Below are 26,124 nucleotides of genomic sequence, written 5' to 3'. Positions count from 1 at the left end.
GGGCGGGGTTTCTGCCTAGCCGGCCTCGGCGGAGGCATAGAGATCCTTGTAGCTGTCGCGAAGCAAGTTCTTCTGTACCTTGCCCATCGTGTTGCGCGGCAGTTCGTCGACGAAGATCACCCGTTTCGGGTGCTTGTACTTCGCCATGCGGCCGGCGATGGCGTCGAGGATTTCGGCCGCGGTGATACGCGAAGCGGGCGAGCGCACGATGACAGCGGTGACGCCTTCGCCGAAGTCCGGATGGGCAAGGCCGATGACGGCGCTTTCCAGGACGCCGTCGAGCGCGTCTATCTCGCTTTCGAGCTCCTTCGGATAGACGTTGTAACCGCCTGAGATGATCAGGTCCTTGCCGCGACCGACAATATGGACATAGCCGTCGGCATCGATCGTGCCGAGATCGCCAGTGATGAAGAAGCCGTCGGCGCGAAATTCCGCCCTGGTCTTTTCCGGCATGCGCCAGTAGCCGCCGAACACGTTCGGCCCCTTGACCTCGATCATGCCGACCTCGCCCTGGGCAAGCGGCTTGCCGGTGTCGGGATCGGCGATGCGCAGCGACACGCCGGGCAAGGGGAAGCCGACCGTGCCGGCGCGCCGCTCGCCCTCATAGGGATTGGAGGTGTTCATGTTGGTCTCGGTCATGCCGTAGCGCTCGAGGATGGCGTGGCCGGTACGCTCGCGCCATGCCTTGTGCGTTTCGGCCAGCAACGGCGCAGAACCGGATACGAACAGGCGGATGGTCTTCGCAGCCTCGCGATCCAGCCCCTCCTGCTGCAACAGCCTGGTATAGAAGGTCGGCACGCCCATCAGGGCGGTGGCGCGCGGCAGCAGCGAGACGACGCGGCCGGCGTCGAATTTCTGCTCGAACAGCATCGCGGCGCCGGCCATCAGGACGACATTGGTGGCGACGAACAGGCCGTGCGTATGGAAGATCGGCAGCGCGTGGATCAGCACGTCATCCCCGGTGAAGCGCCATTGCTCGACCAGGACCCGGGCATTCGAGGCGAGATTCTCGTGGCTGAGCATGGCGCCTTTCGAGCGGCCGGTCGTTCCCGACGTGTAGAGGATCGCCGCAAGGTCGTCCGCGCCGCGCTCGACATCATGGAAATCGGAGGACTGGCGCGATGCCTGGTCCGCAAGGGATCCCTCGCCATTGCGGTCGAGCGTGACCACGACGGCACCGGACGGCTCGACCATCCCACGGATATCCGCCGACCGCGCCGGATCGCAGACAATCACCCGGGGTGCCGCATCGTCGAAGAAATAGCCGAGCTCGGCCAGCGTATAGGCGGTGTTGAGTGGCAGGAAGACGGCGCCAGCGCGCGCGCAGGCGAGATAGAGCAAAACCATCTCCGGGCTCTTCTCGACCTGCACGGCAACCCGGTCGCCGGGCGCGACATCCATTTGCAGCAGCGCATGCGCGAGCTGCGCCGATCGCGCCAGCATGTCGCCATAGGTGAGCGTGCGGCCATCATCGGTTTCCATCAACGGATGCCCAGGCGAGGGCATCCGGGACCGGAATGCATCGAACAGATGATTGCTCATGAAATCTTTCTGGGGTGACGCAATTGTGGGTGACGGCAATGTCGACGCCGGCCGCGGGTCGGCACGCGGCGAAGCGTTCGCGTTTCCCGGCCCGGCCGTCAAGGCCGCAAACGGCTGCCCGGCGTCTACCGAAAAGATTCGAGAGATGGGACAGCGGAGCGCGACGGTCAGACAGCCGTCAACGCTGGGCGCGCTGACCCGGACGGGCGGCGGCCTTTGGCGTCTCGCCTTGCTTGAAGCGTTCCATGCACATGGCGGCGGTCAGCTGGTAGTGATCGATCAGGGCCTGGACGGCGCCGTCCGCATTTCCGTCCAGCGCATTTTCAGCAATGAGCCGGTGTTCGGCGAAATCGTCGCGCTGGACGCTCTCGCCGTCATTGGCCATCTGGCGATAGCGGTAGGCGTGATCGGAAAGCTGGTCGCAGAAGCCCACCAGCCAGTGCGACCGGCAGGCCGAGATCAGCACCCGGTGGAAGGTGCGGTGCAATTTCTCCCAGTCCGGATTGAGCGACGAGCTGCTTTGCGGCAAAAGACGTGAGGCACGCCCCAGGCGATGCAGCGCCAGCACCAATTGTTCTTCCCATTCGGCGGTGCGGTGGGCAATGGATTCGCGCAGCGCCCGCTCCTCGAGCCAGCAACGGGTGCGAGTCAGCTCCTCGAGTTCGGCCGCAGTGACCGGCATGATGAAGAAGCCGCGCTGGTCATGGCGGCCGAGGAGACCTTCGGAGGCAAGGCGATTGAGGGCTTCACGAACCGGAGAGGCGCCGGCGCCATACTTGGAAACGACCCACTCGACGCGCAGCTTGCTTTCGGTTTCCAGGGCGCCGGCGAGAAGATCATCACGCAATTGATGATAGACCGTGCTGGCAAGCGTACTCTTGGCTCCGGGCCCGTCGTCGTTCAGATTGGCAACTCCGTATGTCAAAAGCGACTCCTTGTCCCCAACTGTCGTCTTGGGCAATTCGAGTCCGAAAATTCCCCTTCTGTACCAGTACCATACAGCGCCACGCTCCAGCCGCTCAAGCAGAAGATCGCGCTATTGTACTTTAGAACAAAGAAATATACCCAATCCGCACGCCGATCGCGGGAATTCGAATATCTCTACAACCAGCGGAAACTTAACGTGTTTTGTATGCACGCAGAAACATCTGTTTCTCCTGTGCCCGTGCGAGCATCTTTTCTGTCGCGCGCAAAGACAAGGAACAACGCGCCGAATCAGGCCTCCCGGGCGGCCTGATTCGGGCGTGCCTACGCTGAAGGGTGGTGATCGCACAAAGCCGGCGTGTTGGAATTGAAACCGGATGACCGCGCTGTGTTAGCCGGCAGCCTTGTCGGCCGCGGTCCTGATCGCTTCGATATTGGCGCGGTAAGCCTCGACGCTGCCGCCCTTGAAGATGGCAGCTCCCGCCACCAGCACGTCGGCGCCGGCCGATGTGACCAACGGGGCTGTTTCCGGCGAGACCCCGCCGTCGATCTCGATGCGGATCGGTCGGTCGCCGATCAGTGCCTTGACCCTTCTCACCTTGTCGACGATCCCCGGGATGAAGGCCTGGCCGCCGAAGCCCGGATTGACGGTCATGATCAGGATCAGATCGAGCCGGTCGAGCACATATTCGATCATTGTTTCGGGCGTCGCCGGATTGAGCGAGACGCCGGCCTTCTTGCCGAGGTTCCTGATGGTCTGCAGCGAGCGGTCGAGATGCGGCCCGGCCTCGGCATGCACCGTCATGCCGTCGCAGCCGGCCTCGGCGAAGGCGGCGAGGTAGGGATCGGCGGGCGCGATCATCAGGTGGCAGTCGAAAAAGGCCTTGGTGCGGTTGCGGATCGCCTTGATGACAGGCGGGCCGAAGGTGATGTTGGGCACGAAATGTCCGTCCATCACGTCGAGATGGATCCAGTCGGCACCTGCCGCCGCCACCGCCTCGACCTCGTCGCCGAGCTTCGAGAAATCCGATGCCAGCACCGACGGTGCGATCAAGGTTTTTTTGCTCATCTCGCGGCCTTTCCGGGCGCCCTTTTCATACGGGCGCTCCGAACCGACTGCCTAAAGCGCTCCTGGCGACTTGTCGAGGGCGCAAGTACGGCGGTTCCACAGGCAGGGGTAACGTGGCGGCGCGCGTTGGTCCTGGGCCGCCAATCGCCGCCCGCGCGGGTCGTGAAGAAAAACCCGCCGGATTGCTCCGGCGGGTTCTCGTTTGGCGTCGCGCAGATGGCTATTGCTGCTGGAGTTTCAGGACCCTGTTTGGAACCGGATCCTGTTGCTGGTCGATCTGCTGCCTGCGCTGCGGCAGCAATTGCAGCAGTTGGCCCGGATCGAGCTCCAGCGACGGCTGCCCGCGTATCGGCCGGCAGTTCGGATACCGCCCGATCGTACCTTCCGGACAGTGTCGCCTGAAGATCGGCTGGCACTGGCCGTTGACCATCTGCGAGCCCGGCGCGCATTCGCTCTCTTGCCTGGGCTTGCGGCATGCGCCGTCGATCACCTCGGTCCCACGCGGACAGACGCATTCGCCGCGCTTGTTGTGGACTTGGCCGCGTATGTCGCACTGCTGGAGCACTGGACCTGGTCGACGACATGCGTTGCCCTGCACCTCGGTCCCCCTCGGGCAGACGCAATTGCCGTTGGCGTCGTGGACCTGGCCACGGATGGTGCACTGGTCAGGCTGCGGCCGGACCGGGCGGCAGGCTCCGTCGCGCACCTCGGTGCCTTGCGGGCAGACGCAGTCCCCGTCCGCATTGTGGACCTGGCCACGGATGGTGCACTGCTCGGGCTTCGGCCGGACCGGGCGGCAGGCGCCGTTGCGCACCTCGGTGCCTTGCGGGCAGACACAGTCGCCATCGGCATTGCGGAACTGGCCAGGGATGCGGCACTGCTGCGGTTTTGGCCGGATCTGACGGCAGGCGCCGTCCCGCAGCTCGGTGCCGCGCGGGCAGACGCAGTAGCCGTCGGCGTCGTGGACCTGACCACGGATGGTGCACTGCTCGGGCCTGTCGGTCCTGACGCATTTTCCGTTCTCCAGCTTCGTGCCGCGCGGACAGACGCAGCGTCCGTCCTCGGTGCGGATCTGGCCTTCGAGCAGCACGCAGCGCGGTGGCGGTGGCAACGGAAGAACGTTGGTGCCGCCGCCCGTGCACTGGCCGTTGCGGAAGGTGGTGCCTTCCGGGCAGACACAGCGGCCGGCGTCGTTCATGACAAAGCCCGGCGAGCACTCGTTCTTCACCTCATGCGTGATGATGAAGGGATGGCACGCATAGGCCTTGCCGCGATCGCCCTGGACGTTGGTCGCATCCTTGGACAGCACATCGCCGCCGCCCTGCACACGTGTGTCGGGAGAGAGCACGCCAACGCAGTTCTGGCCATTGACGTTGCCCTGCAGGTTGGCAAGACGCCCATCGTCGGGGATGACCACCGTCACACGGTGCGACTGGCTTTCGCCGGCGCCGAGCGTCAGGTTGGCGATGCAGGAGGCCGGCAAGGTCGTCGGCTCCGGCGAGCAGCCGAAAGGCGGGTCGATCGAGGTGATCGCAACACCTTCCAGCCGGCCAAGCCCTTCCACGCCGATCGCATCGCCGATGCGGACCGGACCCGAGAAGGGGCTCGTCCCGTCATTTGTGATGGTGATGTCGAACGAGCAGGGCTTGCCGACGCGGCATTCGCGGTCGCCGGTCTTTTCGACACGGATCGTCGAAGGACCGCCGCCCTTGGCGCAGGCCTGGCCGATCGGATAGACGACATCGTCGCCCTGCGCCGGCCCGTAGGAGCCGCGCGCGCAGTTCTCGAACTCGCCATTGGCCGAGACCGTCACGTCGAAGTGCCTGGAGGTTCCGGGCGTCATGACGGCGCCTGGTATCTGGCACGACAACGCGTTGGCCGGAACCGGCCCGCACGCCCATTCCGTGCCGTCGGGGGTGACGGTCTGGATCTGCACGGGCGCTCCGCCCGACACCAGCGTGGTGGCATCGTTGACCCGCACCGGACCGGTGGGGGCAGCGGTGCCGACGCTGCTGACGGTGATGCGGCAGGAAACCGCGGCCGCACCGGCGAGCGAGCCGCTGCACACCTTGGTGATGCGCAAGGTCGGCTGGCCGCCGTTGGGATGGCGGATGCGTTCCTTGGCGCAGGCCTTGTTGTTGGTGAGGTCGACCTCACCGGGGATGGCCTTGACCTCGGCGCAGTTCTCGACCGTGTCGGACCGGTAGCCGGCCGGCACGACCGCCTTGACGAAGATCGGCGTCGAGGCGCCCGCCGGCAGCGATATGCCGGCATTGTCGCAGCGGAACTGGCCGGGGCCGTTCGGGCCGCATGTCCAGGGTGGGCTCGGCCCGAAGGTCGAGGATGTCGGCGCGCCGCTTGGGTAGTTGTCGATCACCATCAGCGGCCCGTTATAGGTCGATGCGCCGTTGTTGATGATGTCGATGATGAAGGTGCAGACGCCATCGGCGGTGCAGACTTCGGTGCGGGCACGCTTCTTGAGGATCAGGTCGACCTTCTTGTCGACCGGCGGCTGGCACTCCGGGTTGCGGTCGCCGCGGCGGCAGATCGGGATCGAGGCACAGCCACGGTCATTGGCCTGGCTGCCGAACAGCGGCTTGCCGCTGGCGCCGTAATTGTAGGTGGCGCAGTTGCGCAGCACGCTGCCTTGCCAGCCTCCGGCCGGCTTGAAGCCGAGCTTGAGGTCGACAAAGGCCCCCGGATTGAGCGTGGTCACCGGATAGGTGCACGTCATCGGGGTGGTACCCGGCGCGCAGACCCAGGGCGGATTGGGCCCTGAATCGAGCGTCGAGCCGGCCGGCAGCGTCACCTCGTCGAGCACGATCTTGCCGTTGTAGGGCGCGGTGCCGACATTGGTAACCCGGATGGTGAAGACGCAGCCGCCACCCATCGTGCAACGTGTGACATCTGCATGCTTTTCAACCTTGAGGTCCGGTTCCTTGTCCTTGGGCGGGCACCTCTGGTCGCGCGGGATGATGATGTCGATGGTTTGCGTGCAGCACAGGCCCCAACCTTCCTTTGGTCCGGCATAGGTCTCGATGCCGGTGACGATGAGATGGATGACGTCACCGGGTGAAGCGCCGACGATCTTCCAGTCGAGCACCCCGCCGCCCACCGGCACCTTCTGGGTGTCGGGGATGATGGCGATGCCTGGTGAGGTCGTCGAAACCTGCACCCACTTGCCGCCCATCTCCGGGCCGACAGGCATGTGATAGATGAAGGCGCCGCCGCCGGGCACGCAGTCGACCGTGCCGCGCTCGACCTTGAAGCATTCGTGGTCGGTTGGAGGCGGAGGTTGCCTGTCGCATTTGGTGAGGTCGATCCGGATCGAGGTCTTTTCGCCGGTCGCGATGTTGCCGTCATCCGGCTTGCCCGGATCCTGCGACGGGATGAAGGTACCCGTGCCGGGGCCCGAGGTAACCTTGATAAGGCCCTGGTTGTCGACATTGACCGGCGCCGGAAACGCGGCGTGGTCGATCTTGGCCGTAATGCGGAAAGTGATGACGCGTTCGTTCGGTGCGCCCGAGCCATCGAGATCGCTGGCGGAAATCCGGAAATCGGAAACCGTTGCGGTGTCGTTGGGGCCGGCCGAATTGCTGATGACAGCACTCGGCAAGGCCCCGCCCGATGCATCGGTGCCGTCGCCGGAGACCGTCACGTTGACGATCGAAAGACCGTGCGGAAGCTGGTCCTTGAAGTCGAGCTTGGCTTTCTTCAGCGCCGCCTCGAGGCCCGGATTGGCAAAACCTTGCGGATTGCCGCGCAGCCCGAAGGTCAAGGTGTAGAAGACATAGTCGCAGCTGCGCTGGCCACCGGTCTTGGTGAAGAACGGCACGACACGTCCGGGTTCCGGGTTGATGATGCGCGGATTGTCGAGCTGCAGCGGCTGCACATCCAGGCTGGTGACTGCCTGGACGGTCTGGGCGGCGGATGCCGGCAATGCGGGCGCAAGGGCGACCGCGATACCGGCCGCCATCAGCCAGCGCGCACCGCGCCTGGCATATGACAGGGGTTTCATGATCGTCTCCATGACGGTTTTTTGCGTTTTGGTCGCGAGCGGGGATGGGGCAAGAATGGTCATCTTTGCCTCCTCAACGTTCGCAGCTGACGGCTGGGGTGCGGAGCGGCAAGGTCATCTTGCAGCAAGGGTAGTAGCCACCCTTGTCCTTGTCGGACTTCCTGTAGAAGCACAGCCCGACATCCACTCTGTCGCCCGGATAGTGGCCGGTGATGTCGATCGTGTACGGCTTGCCTGGCGCATGCGACATGGGTGATGTCACCCCGACGCCTGGCGTCCTGGACTGGACCTTGATCGAATCGCCGCCGAAGCCGGCATGGTCATGGAGATAGAGATCGGCCTCGAGGCCGCGCGGCGTGCAGTAGAATTGCACGTCCTCGACATCGAGACACGGAGGCAGATTGCCGGGCGGTGGGAAGTCCGGCGGGTAGAAGGGAGGCTCATAGCCGCCCGGTATTTCCTCGTAATAGCCGGCACGGCCCTCGCAGGGATGCCAGACGGCGACGTCGCCGACATGGCCTTCCACTTCGGGATCCTCGAAATAGCCGTCGAAATCGACGAACCAGGAGCCGAAGGGCGGCACGTTGGCCGGCTTGACCAGGTCCTTGGGCGTGATCTGCACGCCATGGACCGCAAGCGGCCCGCCAGCCGCGAGTTTTTCGGCAAGCTCGGGGTTGTCGCGCAATTTGTCGCCGGTGTTGACCAAGGTCTGGGTGCAGACCGAGGTGTCGAGATTGCCGTCGGCATCGTAGCCATATTGCAGGTCGAGACCGCCGGCCGACTGCCGGTTCCCCTGCGGGAAGCCGACAGCATATTCCTGCGGCGCTTCCACCCAGACCGATTCCGTCGAGGGATCGTCGGGATTCTCTCTGAAGTAGCGGATCACCTCGCCCTTGCCGGAATCGGCGAAGCGGCTGTAGTCGTAGCGGTTTTCGACCGGGCCACGCTGGGCGAGGTACATGAAGCCGCTGTTGTCGAAGGCGATGTCGGTGACGGCGTAGTCCTTGTCGGCCTTGACCGTCAGTTCCCAGCGCGGATCGCCGGCGAAGGTGCCGTCGCGGGCGATGCCCACCGACCAGATTTCCGACTTTTCGCCAACCGAATAATAGAGCCGGCCGCCATGATAGGAGACGGCCCAGACGCGGCGCTCATCCTGGGTGTAGCCCCAGCTGTCGGGGTCTTCGGTGTCGAAGGCCGCGCCCTGTATGTCCATTATAGCGCCATCGTCGGCGACCGGGGCCAGCCCATGCGCCGGGCGGCCGGCGACACCATGGTCGAAAGTGTCGATCAGTCTGCCGTTGGCGTCGATGCGATGGATCAGGCCGGTGTCGAGATTGGAGGCGAAGAACTGGCGGTGGACGGGATCGAAGGTGAGATTGCCGATGCCGGGGCCGCTGTTGGTGTCGATGTCGGCGAATTTGGCGACCTGGCCGGTAATGCCGTCGATCTTCCAGATGGTGCCCGGTCCGCCGCCGTTTTCGGTGCCGAACTGGCCATTCATGAAGGTGGCGCCCGCCGTGCCGCGGCGCTGCCGCTCCGGCCTGCCGTCCTTGTCGGCGTCCGGCGTGACGATCTCGACGCCATGCAGCGAGGTGGCGGCGGCATAGAGGTTGGGAATGCCGGACGGCACACCGTCGCGCACGCCGTCATCGTAGGTGAGGCCGAACACCTCACCGATCTGGCCTGCCGTCACCTCGAAAGGCGGCGGCGTGAAGACGAGCTGGCCGGAGGCCGGACCGCCCAGATGCGAAACGTCGAACACGCGCAAGGTGGCGCGCGAGGTGTCTATGAAGGTCTCGTCGACCGGATCGACGCCGGGCGGCAGTCCCTCGTCGAAATTGGGGATGATGGTGCCGGGAAAGCCGGTGACCGCCATCGAGCCGGGATAAATGATCTGGGTTTCCTGCGCCCTGGCCGCGCCGCCCAGCCACAGGCTGGAGGCAAGCGCGAGAGCCAGCAAGCCTGTGGCCTGCAAGGCACCGCGCAAGCGGCCGTCTAACTCTGAAGAAGGCACGAACGAGCCGCGGATGCGAGACATGACACTACCCCCGTAGTCCAGGGGAGAGACGTCCGGACTTGCCGCACAAATCAGGGCAAGTCGCGGCGGTCCGGCTCGTTCTTCCCTGATTGAATTGTCTGCTTTCCTCATAGTGACGATACGCCTGCTCCTGCGCAGGGTCAACGGAATCAGCGGAAAGCCCAGCGCATCGACCCCGTCCCGAAGGCGGTGGTCGCGCCGAGCTCCTGTTGGTCCCGGAGACCGCGGAGTCTCTGGGTTGCTGGTCATGGGGGCTTCCTTTCCGGGGCCGCACCATGCGGCACCTGGACATCAGTCGCTGGCCGGCGTGGAAAGGTTCATGGAAGCCTTGCGCAGAATGCTTGCGCGCGATGCCGCCTGTTCTTATATACGCGCCAAGCCGTGCGGCGCCGGACAACCGGTGGCCGGACGGGATTTCTTGTGAACAGGGGCTTTCATCGGAACGCCTTTACCGGGTCCTGAGAGCCTGCTTAGCGGAGAGACTAGAAAAATGGCAAAAGTAATCGGTATCGATCTCGGCACCACCAACTCCTGCATCGCCATCATGGATGGCAAGGAACCGAAGGTGATCGAGAATGCGGAAGGCGCGCGCACGACGCCTTCCATCGTCGCCATCTCGGGCGACGGCGAACGTCTCGTCGGCCAGCCGGCCAAGCGCCAGGCGGTCACCAATCCTGAAAACACCATCTTCGCGGTCAAGCGCCTGATCGGCCGCCGCTATGACGATCCGGTGACGGAGAAGGACAAGAAGCTTGTCCCCTACAAGATCGTCAAGGGCGACAATGGCGATGCCTGGGTCGAGGCCGGCGGCAAGAAGCAGTCGCCCAGCCAGATCTCGGCCATGATCCTGCAGAAGATGAAGGAAACGGCGGAAGCCTATCTCGGCGAGAAGGTCGAGAAGGCGGTCATCACCGTTCCGGCCTATTTCAACGACGCCCAGCGCCAGGCCACCAAGGACGCCGGCAAGATCGCCGGCCTCGAAGTGCTGCGCATCATCAATGAGCCGACGGCCGCGGCACTCGCCTACGGCCTTGACAAGAAGGAAGGCAAGACCATCGCCGTCTATGACCTTGGCGGCGGCACGTTCGACATTTCGGTGCTGGAAATCGGCGACGGCGTGTTCGAGGTGAAGTCGACCAATGGCGACACCTTCCTCGGCGGCGAGGATTTCGACATGCGCCTGGTCGAGTATCTGGCGGCCGAGTTCAAGAAGGAACAGGGCATCGACCTCAAGGCCGACAAGCTTGCCCTGCAGCGCCTCAAGGAGGCGGCCGAGAAGGCCAAGATCGAGCTGTCGTCGACGACGCAGACCGAGATCAACCTGCCCTTCATCACCGCCGACGCGACCGGCCCGAAGCACCTGACGCTGAAGCTGACCCGCGCCAAGTTCGAAAGCCTGGTCGAGGATCTCGTCCAGCGCACCATCGAACCGTGCAAGGCGGCGCTGAAGGATGCCGGCCTGAAGGCTGGCGAGATCGACGAAGTGGTCCTGGTCGGCGGCATGACCCGCATGCCCAAGATCCAGGAGATCGTGAAGCAGTTCTTCGGCAAGGAGCCGCACAAGGGCGTCAACCCGGATGAGGTCGTCGCACTCGGCGCCGCCATCCAGGCCGGCGTGCTGCAGGGCGACGTCAAGGACGTGCTTTTGCTCGACGTGACGCCGTTGTCGCTCGGCATCGAGACGCTGGGCGGCGTGTTCACCAGGCTGATCGAGCGCAACACGACGATCCCGACCAAGAAGAGCCAGGTGTTCTCGACGGCCGAGGATTCGCAGTCGGCCGTGACCATCCGCGTCTTCCAGGGCGAGCGTGAAATGGCCGCCGACAACAAGGCGCTCGGCCAGTTCGACCTGGTCGGCATTCCGCCGGCGCCGCGCGGCGTGCCGCAGATCGAAGTCACGTTCGACATCGACGCCAACGGCATCGTCAACGTCTCGGCCAAGGACAAGGGCACCGGCAAGGAGCACCAGATCCGCATCCAGGCCTCGGGTGGTCTTTCGGACGCCGACATCGAGAAGATGGTCAAGGACGCCGAGGCCAATGCCGACACCGACAAGAAGCGTCGCGCCGTTGTCGAGGCCCGCAACCAGGCCGAAGCGCTGGTGCATTCCTCGGAGAAGTCGCTGAAGGAATATGGCGATAAGGTCTCCGAGGCCGAGCGCACGGCGATTTCGGAAGCGATCGCGGCGCTCAAGACCGCTGCGGAGGGCGACGACCCGGCCGACATCGAGGCCAAGAGCCAGACGCTCGCCGAAGCTTCCATGAAGCTTGGCCAGGCCATGTACGAGGCCTCGCAGAAGGAAGCGGCGGAAGCCGACGCCAAGGCGGATGCGGCCAAGGACTCCGACGTGGTCGATGCCGATTTCGAGGAAATCGACGAGGACGACGACAAGAAGAAGTCGGCCTGAACGGCCTGACGGCAAGATAATGCGAAAAGCCCGGCGCAGGCCGGGCTTTTTTGCAACCCTCGCGGAAAAAATAACAGAAAAACCCGGACAGGCACACACCGGCACTGGCATCCGGGCGGCACCGATCCTAAATCGAGACAACATGCCGGCAAACGACGCAACAATGCATCAAGACGTTGATCCGGACTGCGGGAAAAAATGAAAGCTGATTTCTACGAAACGCTGGGCGTGCAAAAGGGCGCCGACGAGAAGGCGCTCAAGAGCGCTTTTCGCAAGCTCGCCATGCAGTTCCATCCCGATCGCAACCCCGGCGATCATTCCTGCGAGCACAAGTTCAAGGAAATCAACGAAGCCTATGAGACGCTGAAGGACCCGCAGAAGCGCGCGGCCTATGACCGTTTCGGTCACGCCGCCTTCGAGCAGGGCGGCATGAATGGCGGCGCGCAAGGCTTTGGCGCCGGCGGCTTCGCCGACATCTTCGAGGATATTTTCGGCGACATGATGGGCGGCCGCCAGCGCCGCTCTTCCGGTGGCCGCGAGCGCGGCGCCGACCTGCGCTACAACATGGAAATCTCGCTGGAGGAAGCCTTCGCGGGCAAGACCGCGCAAATCCGCGTGCCGGCTTCGATATCCTGCACGGAATGCTCCGGCAGCGGCGCCAAGCCCGGCACCCAGCCGGTTACCTGCTCGATGTGCAACGGCCACGGCAAGGTGCGCGCCACGCAAGGCTTCTTCTCGATCGAGCGGACCTGCCCGCAATGCCAGGGCCGCGGCCAGACGATCAAGGACCCGTGCCCGAAATGCGCCGGCCAGGGCCGCGTCACCGAGGAGCGCTCGCTCTCGGTCAACATCCCGGCCGGCATCGAGGACGGCACCCGCATCCGGCTGGCCAATGAAGGCGAGGCCGGCCTGCGCGGCGGGCCGTCGGGCGACCTCTATATTTTCCTGGCGGTCAAGCCGCACGAATTCTTCCAGCGCGACGGTGCCGACCTCTATTGCAAGGTGCCGATCTCGATGACGACGGCGGCCCTTGGCGGCTCCTTCGAGGTGACGACGCTCGACGGCACACAGACCAAGGTGAAGGTCACCGAAGGCACGCAGAACGGACGTCAGTTCCGCCTCAAGGGCAAGGGCATGCCGGTGTTGCGCCAGCCCAATGTCGGCGACCTCTACATCCAGACCGCGGTCGAGACGCCACAGAACCTGTCGCGCCGCCAGCGCGAGCTGCTGGAGGAGTTCGAACAACTCTCCTCGCAGGACAATTCGCCCCAATCGAGCGGCTTTTTCGCTCGCATGAAGGACTTTTTCGAGTCTTTCGGCGAACGTTGAGACGCGACCAAAGCTATCTTATCCACGACATAGGCATGGCCGTGCCTTGCCTTGCGTCACCCAGATGTTAAGTAGCTTCCAAGGGGCGCGCTGAGGAGAGCTTGCATGGTACGTGGTCACGGACTGCGGAAGGCGTTTGCCGAGAAGTTCGACGACGAACTCAAATTCTTCAAGGGCTGGATCGACAAGCCGAAGACTGTCGGCTCCATCGTTCCGACCAGTTCGATCACCGCGCGCAAGATGGCCTCGATCGTCAACCCGAAGTCCGGCCTGCCGGTGCTCGAGGTCGGTCCCGGCACCGGCGTCATCACCCGCGCCATCCTCGCCCAGGGCGTGCGGCCCGAAAACCTCTACGCGGTCGAATATTCCACCGATTTCGTGCGCCATCTGCGCCAGCTCTATCCCGGCGTCAACGTCATCGAGGGCGATGCCTTCAACCTCAACGCCACGCTTGGCGAGAGGCGCGGGATGATCTTCGATAGCGTCGTTTCCGGGGTGCCGCTGCTCAACTTCCCGGTCGCCCAGCGTATCGCCTATATCGAAAGCCTGCTCGATCGCATCCCGGCCGGACGGCCGATCGTCCAGCTGACCTATGGTCCGATGTCGCCGATCCCGGCGGGCCGCGGCGACTACACGGTCAAGCATTTCGACTTCATCTTCCGCAACATCCCGCCGACGCAGCTGTGGATCTACCGGCGCGAAGCGCATTAGCGGACGCGCTGAGCCGTTCGCGGTTCCTGATGCTGGCTGCATAGCTTGGCGATTGGCCGAAACATCCCTCATTTCGTCATCCACGGGCGGAGCAAGGAGCGCAGCGACGCGGCGCAGACCCCTGGAGTTGCTTCGCAGCCCAAGGGATCCATGCCGCGACCTCGACGTGCCGCGGCGAAGAAGAATTCTGCTCCGCTGCACTCTACGTCCAAGGTCACGGAATGGATCCCAGGGTCTCCGCGACGGAGCTTCGCTCCTGCTTCGCCCAGGGATGACGAAGTCGGGGGCTTCGGCCAATACCGAGCGTTTTATGGCGCCGATGCGTTGATTTGATCGAACCTTGGCTGTACGTGTCCCAGAACAAGGTTGGCCAATGGCAGTGATCCCGAAAATCCTCGTCTTCGCCGGCTCGGTGCGCACAGGCGCTTATAGCGGCAGGACCGCCGACGTGGCGCAGAAGGAACTTGCGGTGCAGGGCGCCGAGGTCACCCGCGTTTCGCTCGCCGACTATCCCTTGCCGATCCTCGACGAAGACCTGGAAATGGAAAGAGGCGTCCCCGAAAACGCCCAGAAGCTGGCGCGGCTGATCGCCGCTCATGACGGGCTGCTGATCGCGACGCCCGAATATAACGGCTCGATCCCGCCGTTGCTCAAGAACACGATCGACTGGGTGAGCCGGGTGCGACGGGATGGCGGCCGATCGGTCAGGCCGCTAGCCGGCAAGGTCGCGGGCCTCTGCTCGTCCTCCAACGGACACTTCGCCGGCATACGCTGCATCAACCATCTGCGCGCCGTGCTGGTGCGCTGCCAGATGGAGGTGGTGACGCCCGAATGCTCGGTGCCGGAGGGTGGCGACGCCTTCGACGGGGACGGCCATTTCCGTGACGAAAGACTGCACAAATCGATGGAGCACCTATGCCGCACGCTGATCGAGACCTCGCGCATGCTGTCGATCAGGGTCGAGGTGTGACCGCCGCAACCATGCAGGCCCATTCCATGCAGGCCCAATCCATGCAAGAGCGACTGATCGTCGGCCTCGACGTGCCGACCGTCAAGGAGGCCGAGCAGGCGGTGCGCGAGCTCGACGGCGTCGTCTCCTTCTACAAGATCGGCTATCAGCTGGCCTTTGCTGGCGGGCTCGACTTTGCCAGGGAGCTGGCCAGCGGCGGAACGAAAATCTTCCTCGACATGAAGCTGCTCGACATCGACCACACGGTGGCCAAGGGCGTCGAGAACATCGTCAAGATGGGCATGACCATGCTGACCATCCATGCCTATCCCAAGGCGATGCAGGCGGCGGTGGAGGCAGCGCGCGGCAGCGAGCTTTGCCTGCTCGCCGTCAGCGTGCTGACCTCGATGGATGAGCAGGACATGATCGATGTCGGCTATGAATATGACCCGCACACGCTGGTGCTGAGGCGCTCGGAACAGGCGCTGCATGCCGGCATGGGAGGTATCGTCTGCTCGGCCGCGGAAGCCGAAGCGGTGCGCCGCATCGTCGGCCCGGACATGGCGGTGGTGACGCCCGGCATCCGGCCGGCCGGCAGCGACCATGGCGACCAGAAGCGCGTTGTGACGCCGGCGCAGGCGGTCCGCAACGGCGCCAGCCATCTGGTCGTCGGACGGCCGATCGTCGCGGCAAGCGACCGGCGCGCGGCGGCCGAGGCCATTCTGGAAGAAATGCGCTCGGCCTGACGAGCCAGCACGATAGGAGAAAAGAGAATGCCCAAGGGATACTGGATCGCACGTGTCGATGTGCGCGACGCCGAAGGCTACAAGGACTATGTCGCGGCCGCCAAGCCGGCCTTCGAGCGCTTCGGCGCGACATTTCTCGCCCGCGGCGGTGAACACGAAAAAGCCGAGGGTCCGGGCCGCGCGCGCAATGTCATCATCGAATTTCCATCACTCGCCGCCGCGCACGACTGCTATCACTCGCCGGAGTATCAGCGCGCGGTCGCCATCCGCCAGAAGGTCGCCGACGGCGAGATCGTGCTGGTCGAAGGCATTTAGGTCCGGGGGCGGCCGAGCGGAATTCCGCACCGTCGCAACGTGTCGAAGTCACGGCATGTCCGCGCCGCGTCGCTCCTTGCTTAGCCGTCGGATGCCGATTGCGAGGGGGTGTCGCGCCGCCATCCCTGACGTCATGGGCGCAACCGGCTTGCGGCGGTTTCCGCCATCGCGTCCGCCAGGCCCAGCGCCCATTGCTGGCGGCAGTAGGCGCGGAAATCGAAGCACGGCAGGCCGGGGCAGACCTCGAACTCGATGAGATGAACCGTGTCATCTGCCTCGACGCGCAGGTCGATGGAAAACACGTCGCGCAGGCCGAGCCCGCTGATCAGCCGTTCGGCGATCACCCTGATCCTCGCATCGGCCACCGGCTGGCTGTCCGCGACTGGAGCGAGTTCGGGTTCGGCATAGTGCCCGGCAGTCTTCGCCGCCTCACCGGTGTCACCATAAAGCGCCAGGCTGTCCGCCATGGTCTGGAAGTCCGCGCCTGACTCGACAAAGGCGACGCCAAGCGCCTCGACGCCGGTTTCCGGCGTCAGGCCGAGGAAGCTGGCGCGCACATTGCGGCCGGCGACATAGGGCTGGACGACGACATCGTCGCGATAGGCCGCGAAAACACGGCGGCTGAGCTCCAGCGCGTGGCCGAGATCGGCTACGCGCGAATCCGGCCAGATGCCGATCTTGGCGCCGAGCCTGTTGGGCTTGACGAACCAGCCGGCAGCGGAGGCCGGCGGCTCGACCAGCCAGTTTCCATTGCGGGCAAGTCCCGCCTGCGGCGCCGGCAGGCCGAGGGCGCCAAGCACCGCGCCGGAGCGAAACTTGTCCTGGCAGAGCGCGAACAGCGAATCGTCCGCGCCGATCGTTCTCAGGCCGTTGAGCCGCGCCAGCGCGGGTGCGGCGCCGCCACGGAAATAGGCGATGCCGTCGGTCAGCGTCCAGACCAGCGTCGTGGCCGGATCGGCTCCGGTGAGCGCGCGCGCGACACCGTCCAACTCCACCGCGGCGAAGGCGAGGCCGCGGCTGTCACAGGTTGCGGCGAGCGTGTCGAATTCGGGCGCGAGGTCGGTCGACTGCGCCAGGTAGGACGAAATCTCGGCGGCACGCTTCGGCGCATAGCCGTCGGCGACCAGGCGCTCGAAGCAAGCCTTCTCCGGCTCGTGGACGAGGATCAGTTCTGGCCTGCGGCTGGACATGCGATGATTGAATCCCGGCTATGTGATCGCCCAGCATCGCACGGCGCATGCCGTGGGCTTTCGCGAAACCGACCGTCCCGGACGGTTGCGTGACAACGCCGGCGAGGACGTTTATCGGCCACCTTCGTTCAGGCGATCAGCACGCGTGGCTCGAAGCGGCCGTTGACCTTGATGTCGAGGACGAACGTCATGCCGGCCTGCGGGTCGAGCTGGCGCTGCTTCTCGTCCTTGCCTTTCCAGGCCGACGTCACCGCCAGCCGGTCCGCCTTCGCGCCGACAAAAGCCGGGCAGGAAGGCTGCGTCACCGGCATCGCAATTTCGCGCAACAATGTGCCGTCGGGCGAATAGGCCTTGACCGCCTTGCCGCCCCAGACGGCGTTCCACAGCACGCCATCGTGGTCGACGACCGACCCATCGACATAGCCCTTGGACGAGCGGTGATCGACGAACACATTTGGTTCTCCAGCGGGCAGGCCGGTCGCCGGATCACAGGCGACGCGCATCAGCAGGCCGGTCGAGGTGTCGGTGTAATAGGCGAGCGCGCCATCCCCGGAGAAACAGATCGAGTTCGACACGGTGATGCCGGAGAATAGCTTGCGCAGTTCGCCCTTGAAAAACCAGTAGATCGAACCGGCGCCCTTTGCCTCGCTCTTGCCCATCGTCCCCATCCACAAGGCGCCGCAGGGATGGACACGGGAATCGTTGGAGCGGGTAAGGGGGTTGTCGGCCTCGACAGGCGTATGCAGCGTCATCCGGCCGGTCGCGACGTCGCGGACGAAGAGGCCGGTCTCGGTGGCGATCAGCTGACGCTTGTCGTCGATGATGGCGATGGCGCTCGCCATCTGGCCAAGCTCGTGGATCTTCAGCGCACCGCCGGCCACGGATTTCTCCAGGAGCCGACCGTTGACGATATCGAACCAGAACAACGCATCGGTGGCGGGATCGTAGCTTGGCCCTTCGCCGAGCTCGCAGACATGGTCGGAGAAAACCGAAACCTCGCTCATCATGCGTCTCCGAATGCCGCGTCCCAGGCAGCGACGGCGGCGTGTGCGCGCGCCGCTACGTCGTCGACGCTCATGCCTGGCTTGAACAGGCTGGAGCCAAGCCCGAACACCGTCACGCCAACCGCCTTGTAGCCGGCAAAATCCTTGTCCGAAACGCCGCCGACCGCGCCGACCAGCGTCTGCGCCGGCAGTACGGCCCGGATCGCGGAAATGCCCGATGCGCCGAGCACGCTGGCGGGAAAGAATTTCAGCGCCGAAGCGCCGAGCCGGATCGCCTGGAAAGCTTCCGTAGGGGTGAACACGCCAGGCATGGTGACCATGCCATACGTCTTGGCGCGGCCCATCACCTCGGCATCGATGTTGGGGCTGACCAGCAATCGACCGCCGGCCCGGTGCAGGCTGTCGACATCGGCCGCCGTCAGCACGGTGCCGGCGCCGACCAGGGCCGTTTTCGGCAGCACTTCGACAATCCTGGCGATCGACGAGAACGGTTCGGGCGAGTTGAGCGGCACCTCGATCGCCTCGATGCCGGCGTCGAACAGCGCCTGGCCCATGGCGATCGCCTCGGTGGGCTTCAGGCCGCGCAGGATGGCGACCAGGCCGCGCTTGAGTTTGGGAAAAGGTGCGGTCTGGCTCATAGGGCTGCTCCGGTTCTGACGATCATGCCGTTCTCGCGCGCGGCTTCGATCAGCCCGGCGCGTACTGCTTCGTCGGCGTCGACGGTGCGCAGGCCAAGCCCGGCAAGGCCGAGCGCCGCCTGGTAGAGCACAGCCAGCGCGCCCGAGGCAACCAGCACCACCGATGTCGCGCCGGCGCCATGCCGGCGCCGGGCGGAGGCGATCTCGCCGCCGATCAGCAGGCCGGACAGGCAGGCGGCCGCATCATCGGCCTTCAAATCCTGGAGCAGGCCGGCGGCGCGGATGGCAAACAGCCGCGAGGTGACGTCACCACCCTCGCCCAGTGCGATTTCGCACCAGCGGCGGAAGAACGGATTGTCACCAGCAACCGGGCTGGGATGCTCACCCAGCGAATGGCGCAGGATCGAGTGCGCGGCAAGCACGGAAAACAGCTCGCCCGTCGGCCAGGTGCCAAAGCCGGTGACGGCGCCGTCCTCGACCAGCACCCATTTCGAATGGGTACCGGGCATGCAGACGAGATGGCGGCCCTTGGCCGGCAGGCCGGCGCCGGCCAACTGCGTTTCCTCGCCGCGCATGACGTCGGGCGCGTCGGCCAGGCGCTGGGCAAGGCCGGGAACGATACGGATGTCACGTTTCTGATCAGGCACACGGGCGGCGCCGCCGAGAATGGCGCCGAGCGGCGACGGCACGCTGACATAGGGCGCCTCGAGCCAACCCTGGCGCGAACCGGCCATGCCGCAGATGATGACGGGCAATTCCTCCGGCGCACCCATCGCCGTCAGATGGCTCTCCAGAACGTTGGCGAAGCCCTTTTCGCGCGCGGTGATCAGGCCGTCGTCGCCGCGACGCTCGGCAAGCACCTTGCCGGCGCCGTCGATCAGCCAGGCCCGGAGCCGGGTCGTGCCCCAATCGAGCGCGGCAACCGCCGGAACGTTGCTGGCTGGGCTCACAGGAAGCCTCCATCGACGATCAGCATCTGCGCGGTCAACATGCGCGAAGCGTCCGAGGCCAGGAACAGCACCGTGCCAACCATGTCGTCCGGCCGCATGACGTCCCTGATGCACTGCTTGGCGACATGGGCGGCGAGCGCCTGTTCGGTCACCCAGCGCTCCTGCTGCCGCTCGGTGATCACCCAGCCGGGCGCGACGGCGTTGACGCGGATGCGATCGGGCCCGAGCTTGCCGGCCAGCCCCTTGGTGAGGCCGAGTATGCCCGCCTTGGCAGCGGTATAGGCCGGCATGTCGGGATGGTTGATCAGGTAGGAGGTCGAGGTGAAATTGATGATCGAGCCGCCGCCGGCCCGCTTCATGCCTGACACCACCGCCTGCGCGGTGAAGAAATGCGGCCTGAGATTGATGGAGAGATTGTTGTCCCAGAATTCGACGGTGACGTCCTCGACTTCATGGCGTTCGTCCCAGGCGGCGTTGTTGACCAGCACGGTGACGTCGCCATGCGCGTCGGCGGCCCGGGCGGCTGCAGCGCGCAAGGCCTCGACGTCGCGCAGATCGGTCTTGAGGTAGAGCGGACGCCGGCCGAGCTCTTTCTCAACGCGGTCGGCGAGCGTGATGCTCGGCGCATCGGCGATGTCGATGAAGGCGACCTTGGCGCCCTGGCGCGTGAACCCTTCGGTCAACGCCGCACCGATGCCGGAGCCGCCGCCGGTGATCAGCACCGAAGCGCCTTCGAGGTCGGCAAACCGCGCCGATGGCATCATGATTTTCGTCTCCCGGGTCAACCGGCGCGCATCCTAGCCAGACACGTCCGGCGGGCAAGGGCGAAAAGACGCATTTTCGGGCTTATGTCTGACAAAAAGGCGATGGTGCCATGCTCGACCCGCGAAGTGGCGTCGCCACATGGCGGGCGGCGCCGAAGTCCTGGGCTCAGATCGCTTTGGCGCGCAAGGCGCCACGGAAGGAATCACGGAGGTAGCCCAATGTGGCATCGGCATCGGCCGGTTTGCCGAACAGATAGCCCTGTCCGCCGGCGCAACCGAACTGGACCAGCCGGTCGGCCTGCGCTTCCTCTTCGATGCCTTCGGCGACGACGTCCATGCCGAGCCCTTCGCACATGGCGAGGATGGCGCGGATGATGTGCTCGGATGGCCGGTCTTCGAGAATGGAGGCGACGAAGGCGCGGTCGATCTTGAGCTTGTCGAAATGGAATTCACGCAGCCGGCCGAGCGAGGACTGGCCGGTGCCGAAATCGTCGAGCGAGACGCGGATGCCGACGCGGCGCAGATCCTCGACGATCTGCGCGGCCGAGGCAGGGTCGTTCATCAGGCCGGTCTCGGTGATCTCGATCTCCAGCCGGCGCGGATCGAAGCCGGTGCGGTCGAGGATCGCCAGTATGTGCAGGCCGGTGTTCTGGTCGACGAGCTGCGAGGGCGACAGGTTGAAGGACAGGAACAGGTCCTTCGGCCAGCTCCTGGCGGCTTCGGTCGCCTTGCGCAGCACCAGCTGCGACAGCGGACCGATGATGCCGCGCTCCTCGGCGATGGGGATGAAGACGGTCGGCGGCACCGCGCCGAGATCGCGATCGGTCCAGCGCGCCAGCGTCTCGAAGCCGATGGTGCGGCGCGTGGTGAGGTCGACGATCGGCTGGAAATGCGGCTCCACCTCCCCGGCGGAGACGGCGCGGCGCAGCGCCTGCTCGATGCGGGTGACGCGCTTGGCGGCCTCTTCCATCTCACGGGTGTAGACGACGACGCGGCCGCGGCCGGAACGCTTGGCATGGTAGAGCGCCGTTTCGGCCTTGTTGATGAGGATCTCGGTGGTCTCGTCGCCCGAATAGAACAGCGAGCAGCCGACCGAGGCCGAGAGCCTGGCGGTGCGCTCGCCGACATCATAGGGCGCCGACAGGATCTCGATCAGCATGCGGGATTTTTCAGCCGCCGCATCCTCCGAGAACACCAGCGGGTAGAGGAAGGCGAATTCGTCGGCACCGATGCGGCAGACCGTCGAATGGCCGTCCATCGAGGCACGCAGCCGCATGGCGACCTGGATCAGGATGTCGTCGCCGGCCTTGTGGCCGAACAGATCGTTGATCGGCTTGAAGCCGTCGAGGTCGAGAATGCCGACGGTGAAGGGCGCGGGATCGTCGGCGCGGTCGCTGATCAGGCGGTCGACCTTGTCGAAGAAGCGGCGATGATTGCCAAGCCCGGTCAACGGATCGGTGAACGCCAGATCCGTGCTTTCCCTGTTTGCCTGACCGGTGCCAAACGGAGTTTGCATCGGTGTCCCTGTTCGTCCCTGTTTTGTCGTCGGAATTTATTTCGAGACTGGCAGCAAACCCTTTAGGAAACGTATCGCTTGAATCGATTTTTCGAGACCCGCCAACGATCCCACGACGCTATCTGAAGCGCTGCAGGTGATCGACAAGCGCGCGCAGCTTCGGCGCCAAGTTGCGGCGGCCGGGATAATAGAGATAGAAGCCGGCAAAGCGTGGGCAGTAGGACTCCAGGATGGGCACCAGCTCGCCCCGGTCGAGCCAGGGACGGAAGCTCCGTTCCATGCCGAAGGTGATGCCGGCGCCGGCGACAGCGAGCCTGATCATCAACGTCATGTCGTTTGTCGTGATCTCCGGGGCGACGGCGACGCTGAACTCCTTGCCGTCGACCGCGAATTCCCATCGGTAGGGCGCAACCCCGGGAGCGGGACGCCAACCAATGCAGCGACTTGCCGCAAGCTCGCTCGGATGCGCAGGCTCACCAAATCGATCGCGGTAGGCTGGCGCGCAGACAGCCAGCTGCCGCTCGTCACCGGCAACGGGAACCGCGATCATGTCCTGCTCGATGACTTCGCCCAGCCTGACGCCGGCATCGTATCCCTGGGCAACGATATCGAATTCATCGTCCGTCACCGTGATGTCGATCTGAACCTCCGGATTGGCCTCGGCGAAGGCTGCCAGGAACGGCCCTGACAGGAAGCCCTCGGCGATCGACGAAACAGCGAGCCGCAACTGCCCGCGCGGGCGCCCACGCAAGCTGCCGGCGGCCTCGACCGCGGCACGCATGTCCGCGATGGCCGGCGCGATTTCGGCGCGGAGCCGCTCCCCCGCCTCGGTGAGGCTGACGCTGCGCGTCGTGCGCCGCACAAGCGCTATGCCGATGGTCTCTTCCAGCCGCCTGATCGTCTGGCTGACGGCCGAGCGGGTGACACCCAGCCGGTCGGCGGCGGCGCGAAAACTCCGCTCCTCGGCGACAAGCGCAAAAACGGAGAGCGCGTTGAGATCCATTGGTTAGCGTGGCTTTCCATAGCGTCAAGAAATGGCTGTCTTAACGCGACAATGGGGCAATTCTATCTTCCTGGCAACCGACGCAAGGCGGCGGTCAATCCAGGAACAGGAGACAAGCATGCCCCTCGACAAGACCGTCCTCATTACCGGCGCATCAAGCGGAATCGGCGCGGGGATTGCCCGCGAACTCGGCGCCGCCGGGGCGAAAGTCATGCTCGGCGCGCGGCGCACAGACCGGCTGGAGGCGCTCGCCGAGGAGATCACCGCGCACGGTGGGGAGGCCAGGATCCGCGGCCTCGACGTCACCGACCGTAACGATGTCGCTGCCTTTGCCGAGGCGGCGCGACAAGCCTGGGGACGCGTCGACGTGATCGTCAACAATGCCGGCGTGATGCCGCTTTCGCTGATGGCCTCCCTCAAGGTCGACGAATGGGACCGCATGGTCGACGTCAACATCAAGGGCGTGCTCCACGGGATCGCCGCGGTGCTGCCGGAGATGACCGCGAGAGGCTCCGGCCACATCATTAACATCGCTTCGGTCGGCGCGCTCTCGGTCGCGCCAACGGCAGCGGTCTATTGCGCGACCAAATACGCGGTGCGGGCGATTTCCGACGGCCTCAGGCAGGAGAACGACGACATTCGGGTGACCTGCATTCATCCCGGCGTGGTCGAGAGTGAATTGGCCCATTCCATCACCGATCCGCTGGCGGCCGAAGCCATGAAGACCTACCGGGCGATCGCCTTGCAGCCGGACGCGATCGGCCGCGCGGTGCGCTTCGCCATCGAGCAGCCCGACGACGTCGATGTCAACGAGATCGTCATTCGGCCGACGGCCACAAGGTAGCGGCCATGACGTCGTCGTTTTCCCTGCTTGCATCGCTCATGCTTCTCTTTGGCGCGGTCCCCGTGCAGAAAGGTCTCGCCCAGATGAATCCCGACCAGCAAATCATTGCTCAAAGCCATCCCTATGCAGGCATGTGGGTGACAGCCGATGGCCATGTCCGTCACAAGCTGCTTCCAAATGGCCGGTACGACGAAGCGCGTGGAACCCGGGAGAGCGCGTATCGGGGGCGTTACGAAGTCCGGGGGCATCACATCGACTATTGGGACGATACCGGATTCACCGCCGATGGCACGTTCATCGACGGCGTGCTGCATCACGGCGGCATGATCTTGTATCGGAAGGAGTAGCGTCTGCCGGCTGGATCAGCCGCCGAGCCGGACGCGGTACAGTTCCAGAGGAGCGCCACGGGTCTCCGCCACCGGCTCCAGCCATTCCGGCACGCTGCCGCGCATCAGCCCGGCCAGAAAACCGTCCGGCGCCCTGGCAGCGAACAGCCGGCTTTCAGGGTTGTCGCGGCAGAGCGCGACAAGGCCGACATGGTGGCTTTCGACGATGGCTTTGGCGTCGGTGGCCGAGCCCAGCAAGGCATCGAACACGAGCAGGTTTCCGGCGACGTTGCGATGGTAGGGCCCGGCGAACACGCGATGACCGGTAAAGGCGAGGATGGGCGAGCCAAGATTGGAGATGGCAAGCACCGTGGTGGGGGCCATCGCGCCAAGCACGGCGAACGAGGCCTTGCTGTTGCAGGGCGCATCGATGCTGGCGTCCCTGGCGGGTGCAGCGGTTGCGAAGGCGCTCGAGGCGGCCTCGGCGGCACCCGACCAGATGGCATTGACCGAGATCAGCCAGGCCGCCGCCATCCTGAGTACCGAGCCGCTGGACGGGCTGGCTTCGGCTCGCTGCCGCCATTTGGCGATCCAGGCCGAAAGCGGGATCACCGCGAAGGCGATGGAGAAGGTCGAGCCGCGCACTTCCCAGGCGCTGACCAGGACCGCCACGACCAGCAGTGCGGCGACGAGGCTGTCCTGCCGCCGCCAGCCGCCATGGCTGAAATGGAGCGCCATCAGCACGATCGCCACCAGCGGCGTCGCAAAACGCGCCACGGCCCTTGCCGGATCGTCGGCGACAAGCTGGACGATCGACTGTGCCTCCTCGATATAGCCGAGCCACATCTGCTGCAGGCGCGGGTCGAGATGGGCATAGGGCGCCGCCAGGCATTGCGGGAAGAAGAGCACCACGACCAGTGCGAGAGCGACGGCAAGCAGGCCAAGCGACATCAGGCGCCGGGCGGCCGTCGCGTTGGCGGCCTTCCACGAAGCAATGATTGCCAGACCGGCGCCGGCAAGCGCGGTAACGGCGAACTGCACGAGCGAGAACGTGTCGCACTGGGCTTGGCCCCAGGACGACACCGGAATGGTGGCGGCGAAAACCAGAGCCGAGACGCCGGCGACGCCGAGGCCGAAATCCCTGGCGATCAGCCTTTCGGCGTCGCCATTGCCGAGAAACAGCAGAGCGACGACGGCGCCGAGGGCCCCGGCATAGGGCGCGCTTTCCATGCCGATGGCCAGGGTCAGCGTGGCGCAGATGCCCGCGACAAGGGCAGCCGGCCGATACGTGGGCGCCTCGAGCAGCAAGGCGAGGCTCGCCAGCGTCAGCATCAGCTGGACATTGTGATGATCGAGCGCGCCTGGGGAAAAAATCCCGATGTAATACAAGGCCGCCCCGCCGACGACGGCGGCGGGCAGCACAGCGGGCGGGCCGGCGAAGGCGCGCGCAGCGCGGATGATGAAGAAGACGGCGATAAAGAACTGCAGGGCCGGCCAGACTATTTGCACGATCTGTTCGGCCAGGGCGGCGCTGCCAGTCAGGCTCGAAACGGCAAGGATGCTCAGCGCCAGCGGCGCGTCGAGCAGCCGCGACCAGTGCATGACGAAGCCGCCCTCCAGCCCCATTCTGTATTGGTGCAAGTCGAACCAGCCTTGGCCCGCCAGCAGGTCGCGGACTTCGACCAGTTGCAGCAGGCTGTCATTGTCGCCCGCCGGATTGGCCAGTTGCGGGAATCCCTGCTGGGCATTGAGGCCGAGCAGCAGCAAGGCGGCAAGCAACGCGAACGCGATATCGGACTTCCCTGTGGAAGTTCCCGTTGCTGTGCTCATGCCGATCGCCC

At 65.1% G+C, this 26,124-nt stretch carries 21 protein-coding genes; 8 read left to right on the top strand and 13 right to left on the bottom strand.

Translation table 11 applies throughout. The annotated features are described in order from the left end of the window. Positions 1 to 15: 15 nt before the first annotated feature. From EN804_RS27805 to EN804_RS27785, 5 genes are all read right to left on the bottom strand, one after another. Entirely contained in the window at positions 16 to 1,542 is a 1,527-nt protein-coding gene (locus EN804_RS27805) for a malonyl-CoA synthase (RefSeq protein WP_135921800.1), read from the bottom strand. A 178-nt stretch (positions 1,543 to 1,720) separates the two neighbouring features. After that, positions 1,721 to 2,467 (bottom strand): GntR family transcriptional regulator, encoded by a 747-nt coding sequence (locus EN804_RS27800; protein WP_135921812.1) that lies wholly within the window; start codon positions 2,465 to 2,467, stop codon positions 1,721 to 1,723. Between the two features lie 390 nt (positions 2,468 to 2,857). Continuing rightward, positions 2,858 to 3,535, bottom strand: a complete 678-nt coding sequence (gene rpe / locus EN804_RS27795) for a ribulose-phosphate 3-epimerase (RefSeq protein WP_027040962.1) — start codon at positions 3,533 to 3,535, stop codon at positions 2,858 to 2,860. Between the two features lie 220 nt (positions 3,536 to 3,755). Then, positions 3,756 to 7,616 carry a hypothetical protein gene (locus EN804_RS27790; protein ID WP_135921799.1) on the bottom strand — a complete coding sequence of 1,287 codons (3,861 nt, stop codon included), beginning with the start codon at positions 7,614 to 7,616 and terminating at the stop codon, positions 3,756 to 3,758. 10 nt (positions 7,617 to 7,626) lie between these two features. Further along, positions 7,627 to 9,591, bottom strand: coding sequence for a hypothetical protein (locus EN804_RS27785; protein ID WP_135921798.1), 1,965 nt, complete (start codon positions 9,589 to 9,591; stop codon positions 7,627 to 7,629). Between the two features lie 490 nt (positions 9,592 to 10,081). Between EN804_RS27785 and dnaK the strand changes: the two genes are divergently transcribed. The 6 genes from dnaK to EN804_RS27755 all read left to right on the top strand — a co-directional run bounded on the left by dnaK (position 10,082) and on the right by EN804_RS27755 (position 16,048). Beyond that, on the top strand, positions 10,082 to 11,998 hold the full coding sequence (gene dnaK, locus EN804_RS27780; protein ID WP_135921797.1) for a molecular chaperone DnaK: 1,917 nt from the start codon (positions 10,082 to 10,084) through the stop codon (positions 11,996 to 11,998). A gap of 198 nt (positions 11,999 to 12,196) precedes the next feature. Next, positions 12,197 to 13,327 (top strand): molecular chaperone DnaJ, encoded by a 1,131-nt coding sequence (dnaJ, locus tag EN804_RS27775; protein ID WP_127871124.1) that lies wholly within the window; start codon positions 12,197 to 12,199, stop codon positions 13,325 to 13,327. Between the two features lie 105 nt (positions 13,328 to 13,432). Next, complete coding sequence (gene pmtA / locus EN804_RS27770; protein ID WP_135921796.1) at positions 13,433 to 14,038, top strand: phospholipid N-methyltransferase PmtA; 606 nt, start codon at positions 13,433 to 13,435, stop codon at positions 14,036 to 14,038. Between the two features lie 373 nt (positions 14,039 to 14,411). After that, positions 14,412 to 15,008 carry an NADPH-dependent FMN reductase gene (locus EN804_RS27765; protein WP_135921795.1) on the top strand — a complete coding sequence of 199 codons (597 nt, stop codon included), beginning with the start codon at positions 14,412 to 14,414 and terminating at the stop codon, positions 15,006 to 15,008. Between the two features lie 11 nt (positions 15,009 to 15,019). Further along, positions 15,020 to 15,733 carry an orotidine-5'-phosphate decarboxylase gene (gene pyrF / locus EN804_RS27760; protein WP_167531400.1) on the top strand — a complete coding sequence of 238 codons (714 nt, stop codon included), beginning with the start codon at positions 15,020 to 15,022 and terminating at the stop codon, positions 15,731 to 15,733. A 27-nt stretch (positions 15,734 to 15,760) separates the two neighbouring features. Further along, complete coding sequence (locus EN804_RS27755) at positions 15,761 to 16,048, top strand: DUF1330 domain-containing protein (RefSeq protein ID WP_120017644.1); 288 nt, start codon at positions 15,761 to 15,763, stop codon at positions 16,046 to 16,048. 131 nt (positions 16,049 to 16,179) lie between these two features. Here the strand turns inward: EN804_RS27755 and EN804_RS27750 are convergent, their stop codons facing one another. From EN804_RS27750 to EN804_RS27720, 7 genes are all read right to left on the bottom strand, one after another. Continuing rightward, the gene (locus EN804_RS27750) at positions 16,180 to 17,238 is read right to left on the bottom strand and encodes a D-alanine:D-lactate ligase-like protein (protein ID WP_135921794.1); all 1,059 of its coding nucleotides are present in this window, start codon (positions 17,236 to 17,238) and stop codon (positions 16,180 to 16,182) included. Positions 17,239 to 17,366: 128 nt separating this feature from the next. Beyond that, positions 17,367 to 18,242 carry an SMP-30/gluconolactonase/LRE family protein gene (locus tag EN804_RS27745; RefSeq protein WP_135921793.1) on the bottom strand — a complete coding sequence of 292 codons (876 nt, stop codon included), beginning with the start codon at positions 18,240 to 18,242 and terminating at the stop codon, positions 17,367 to 17,369. Beyond that, entirely contained in the window at positions 18,242 to 18,880 is a 639-nt protein-coding gene (locus EN804_RS27740) for a 2-dehydro-3-deoxy-6-phosphogalactonate aldolase (RefSeq protein WP_135883831.1), read from the bottom strand. Before EN804_RS27740 ends, EN804_RS27745 begins: the two co-directional genes overlap by 1 nt. Beyond that, on the bottom strand, positions 18,877 to 19,830 hold the full coding sequence (locus tag EN804_RS27735; protein ID WP_135921792.1) for a 2-dehydro-3-deoxygalactonokinase: 954 nt from the start codon (positions 19,828 to 19,830) through the stop codon (positions 18,877 to 18,879). The genes EN804_RS27740 and EN804_RS27735 overlap by 4 nt, the downstream gene beginning before the upstream one ends. After that, the gene (locus tag EN804_RS27730) at positions 19,827 to 20,594 is read right to left on the bottom strand and encodes an SDR family oxidoreductase (protein ID WP_127277982.1); all 768 of its coding nucleotides are present in this window, start codon (positions 20,592 to 20,594) and stop codon (positions 19,827 to 19,829) included. The genes EN804_RS27735 and EN804_RS27730 overlap by 4 nt, the downstream gene beginning before the upstream one ends. A gap of 166 nt (positions 20,595 to 20,760) precedes the next feature. After that, positions 20,761 to 22,110 (bottom strand): EAL domain-containing protein, encoded by a 1,350-nt coding sequence (locus EN804_RS27725; RefSeq protein WP_135883834.1) that lies wholly within the window; start codon positions 22,108 to 22,110, stop codon positions 20,761 to 20,763. A gap of 118 nt (positions 22,111 to 22,228) precedes the next feature. Next, a complete protein-coding gene (locus EN804_RS27720) occupies positions 22,229 to 23,113 on the bottom strand; it encodes a LysR family transcriptional regulator (protein WP_135921791.1) in 885 nt (294 codons plus the stop codon). A gap of 118 nt (positions 23,114 to 23,231) precedes the next feature. On the opposite strand from EN804_RS27720, the gene EN804_RS27715 reads away from it, so the two are divergent. After that, positions 23,232 to 23,957: an SDR family oxidoreductase gene (locus EN804_RS27715; protein WP_127871119.1), complete on the top strand. Its 726-nt coding sequence runs from the start codon at positions 23,232 to 23,234 to the stop codon at positions 23,955 to 23,957. 5 nt (positions 23,958 to 23,962) lie between these two features. Continuing rightward, entirely contained in the window at positions 23,963 to 24,304 is a 342-nt protein-coding gene (locus EN804_RS27710; protein ID WP_127871118.1) for an Atu4866 domain-containing protein, read from the top strand. A 15-nt stretch (positions 24,305 to 24,319) separates the two neighbouring features. Here the strand turns inward: EN804_RS27710 and EN804_RS27705 are convergent, their stop codons facing one another. Then, entirely contained in the window at positions 24,320 to 26,113 is a 1,794-nt protein-coding gene (locus EN804_RS27705; protein WP_135921790.1) for a GtrA family protein, read from the bottom strand. Positions 26,114 to 26,124: the final 11 nt, after the last annotated feature.

Source organism: Mesorhizobium sp. M8A.F.Ca.ET.161.01.1.1 (genome assembly GCF_004792105.1).
GTDB lineage: Bacteria > Pseudomonadota > Alphaproteobacteria > Rhizobiales > Rhizobiaceae > Mesorhizobium.
This window is presented reverse-complemented; position numbering and strand designations above follow the sequence as displayed.